The sequence below is a fragment of the Polaromonas sp. P1_E1_2 genome, from assembly GCF_056406035.1.
Map to the genome: position 1 here is coordinate 1 of NZ_JBFUAZ010000529.1, position 2,992 is coordinate 2,992.

Sequence of the window (2,992 nt, forward strand, 5' to 3'; positions counted from 1 at the left end):
GGCGTAGTCAGCCTGCCGTTTGCGCTGGGTGTTCTGCGTTAGGGAGAAGCCGGCAAATTGCTATTGATTTAATAGCTGCTTGCGCACACCCTTAAAGGGCTGCAGGCCAATTTCATTCAAATTTATTGACCGAGGGCCCAAGCCACATGTTCCCGCACCAGCTCGCTGGGAGAAGCGGCATGCATTTGCAGGGCTTCGCGCAGGGGCGTTCCCGCCTCAGGATCGAGCACCCGCAGGGCATTGCCCATGGCCACCGCAATATTGCGCAGCCAGCGTTCATGGCCTATACGGCGTATCGGGCTGCCTTCGGTGAATCGCAAAAAATCCACCTCCGTCCAGCCGACCAGAGTGACGAGTTGCTGCCCGGTCAAGCCGCTGCGCTCGTCAAAGTCGGGCAAGGCGCTACGCTGGGCGAACTTGTTCCACGGGCAGACCAGCTGGCAGTCGTCGCAGCCATAAATCCGGTTACCCATCAGCGGACGAAGCTCCAGCGGGATCGGGCCCACGTGTTCGATGGTGAGGTAAGAGATGCAACGCCGTGCATCGAGCTTGTGGGGTGCGATGATCGCCCGCGTCGGGCACACGTCAATGCAGGCCTGGCAGGTGCCGCAGTGCGGCGTCACCGGCTCGCTGGGCGGCAGGGCAATGTCGACGTAGATTTCCCCCAGGAAGAACATGGAGCCCGCTTCCCGGTTGAGCAGCAAGGTGTGTTTGCCACGCCAGCCCTGGCCGCTGCGCGCTGCCAGTTCGGCCTCCAGCACAGGTGCGGAGTCGGTGAAAGCCCGATGGCCGAGCTGACCGACGTGGCTGGAGATGCGTTCGCTGAGTTTTTGCAGGCGCGCGCGCATGATCTTGTGATAGTCGCGGCCACGTGCATACACCGACACAATGCCTTCCGCAGGCCGCTCAAGCCGGCTGAACTCAAGGGCCTGCCATTCGCCCGGGGCGGCAGCCGTCGATGCGGGCAGATAGTCCATGCGTGCCGTGATGACGCTGATGGTGCCCGGAATCAGCTCGGCCGGCCGGGCCCGTTTGAGCCCGTGCGCCGCCATGTAATGCATGTCACCATGGAAGCCTGCAGCGAGCCAGGCTGATAATCCAGGCTCGGCCGACGATAAATCCACACCGGCCACGCCAATTTGCGAAAATCCAAGCTCGCGCGCCCAAGTTTGAATTTGAGAAACGAATTGATGACTGTTCAAAGAATTGCTGGCGGGCACCCGCTGATTGTAAAAAACATTGCCTGGCAGGACGAAGCGGCCACGGCAGCCTTCGCGCAGGCACTGGCGCGGCATCCCTCCATCGGGCGCGCACTGGTCGAACTGCAGGGCGACCTGGGCGCCGGCAAAACGACCTTCGTGCGTCACCTGTTGCAGAGCCTGGGCGTCGAGGGCCGCATCAAAAGCCCGACATATGCGGTGGTTGAGCCCTACACCCTGCCCGCGTCCAGCCGGCACGCCGGCCTGAACATCTGGCACTTCGACTTCTACCGTTTTAACGATCCCCGCGAATGGGAAGAAGCCGGATTCCGCGACATCTTTGCCAGCCCGGGCCTCAAGCTCGTCGAATGGCCCGAGAACGCTGGCCCGCATCTGCCGCAGCCCGACCTGCTGCTGCAGCTGGAAGTCCTGCCTGATGAAACGCGTGCCGTCACCCTGACAGCCCACACGCCCACGGGCGTGGAGCTGCTGGCATGAAGCGCCGGACCCTGAACCGCCGCAGCGCCCTGCAACTGGGCAGCTTGGTGCTTCTGCTGGGTGTGCAGCACATCGCGCGCGGCGCAACCATCGTGGCGGTACGTGTCTGGCCGTCCAAAGACTACACGCGGCTCACCATCGAGTCCGACGGCGAAATCAAGGCAAAACAATTTTTCATCGCCGACCCGCCGCGCCTTGCCGTCGACATGGAAGGCATAGACCTGATTCCCGCGCTGCGCGAACTGGTCGCCAAGGTGAAATCCGACGACCCGAATATCTCGGGCATACGCGTGGGGCAAAACGCCCCTGGCGTGGTGCGGCTGGTGATAGACCTCAAGCAGCCCATACAGCCGCAGGTGTTCACCCTGCCGCCTGTGGCCGCCTACCAGTACCGGCTGGTGTTTGACTTGTACCCGACGCAGGTCGCCGACCCGCTCGAAGCCCTGATTGCCGAGAAGCTCGCCGACAGGCAACCAGGCGCAACGCCCGCGCCTGCCAATGACCCTATTGCCGACCTGATCGCACGGCAGTCGGGCAAGCAGGCCGACGGCAAGCCACCGCCGGCAGTCGTCGCGGAAAAAGACAAGGACAAGACCCACGGGCCAACGACCGGCCCTGCCACCCCCGGCGGCGCCAAGACCTCGCCCGAAGCGGCCGTCATTGCGAAGAACAAGACCGACCGCCTCGTCATCGTCGCGCTGGACCCGGGCCATGGCGGAGAAGACCCCGGTGCCGTCGGCCCCGGCGGCACGCGCGAGAAAGACGTGGTGCTGCAGATCGCGCACCGCCTGCGCGACCGCATCAACCAGCAGCCCAATATGCGCGCCTACCTCACGCGCGATGCCGACTTCTTTGTGCCGCTGCATGTGCGCGTGCAGAAGGCGCGTCGCGTGCAGGCCGACCTCTTTATCAGCATCCACGCCGACGCATTTTTTACGGCGCGTCCACAGGGCGCCAGCGTCTTCGCGCTCAGCGAAAAAGGCGCGTCCAGCAGCGCCGCGCGCTGGATCGCCGACAAGGAAAACTCGGCCGACCTGGTGGGCGGCATCAACGTCAAGGCCAAGGACGCCCAGGTACAGAAAGCTCTGCTCGACATGAGCACCACGGCGCAGATCAACGACAGCCTGAAGCTCGGCAGCGCCATGTTGGGCGAGATCGGTAATGTCGGCAAGCTGCACAAACCGAAAGTCGAGCAAGCCGGCTTCGCTGTCCTGAAAGCGCCTGACATTCCCAGTGTGCTGGTGGAGACCGCCTTTATCAGCAACCCCGACGAAGAAGCCAAACTGCGCAGCGAC

The 2,992-nt window shown here is 63.5% G+C and carries 3 protein-coding genes; 2 read left to right on the forward strand and 1 reads right to left on the reverse strand.

Annotated elements, in window-relative coordinates; all coding sequences use genetic code 11:
• Positions 1-122: 122 nt before the first annotated feature.
• On the reverse strand, positions 123-1,175 hold the full coding sequence (gene queG, locus AC1D1P_RS19325) for a tRNA epoxyqueuosine(34) reductase QueG (RefSeq protein ID WP_477674092.1): 1,053 nt from the start codon (positions 1,173-1,175) through the stop codon (positions 123-125).
• A 15-nt stretch (positions 1,176-1,190) separates the two neighbouring features.
• Here queG and tsaE point away from each other — a divergent pair, with 15 nt between their 5' ends.
• The gene (gene tsaE, locus AC1D1P_RS19330; RefSeq protein ID WP_477674090.1) at positions 1,191-1,697 is read left to right on the forward strand and encodes a tRNA (adenosine(37)-N6)-threonylcarbamoyltransferase complex ATPase subunit type 1 TsaE; all 507 of its coding nucleotides are present in this window, start codon (positions 1,191-1,193) and stop codon (positions 1,695-1,697) included.
• On the forward strand, positions 1,694-2,992 hold a 1,299-nt coding region (locus AC1D1P_RS19335), incomplete at its 3' end, for an N-acetylmuramoyl-L-alanine amidase (protein ID WP_477674091.1). The genes tsaE and AC1D1P_RS19335, both read left to right, overlap by 4 nt.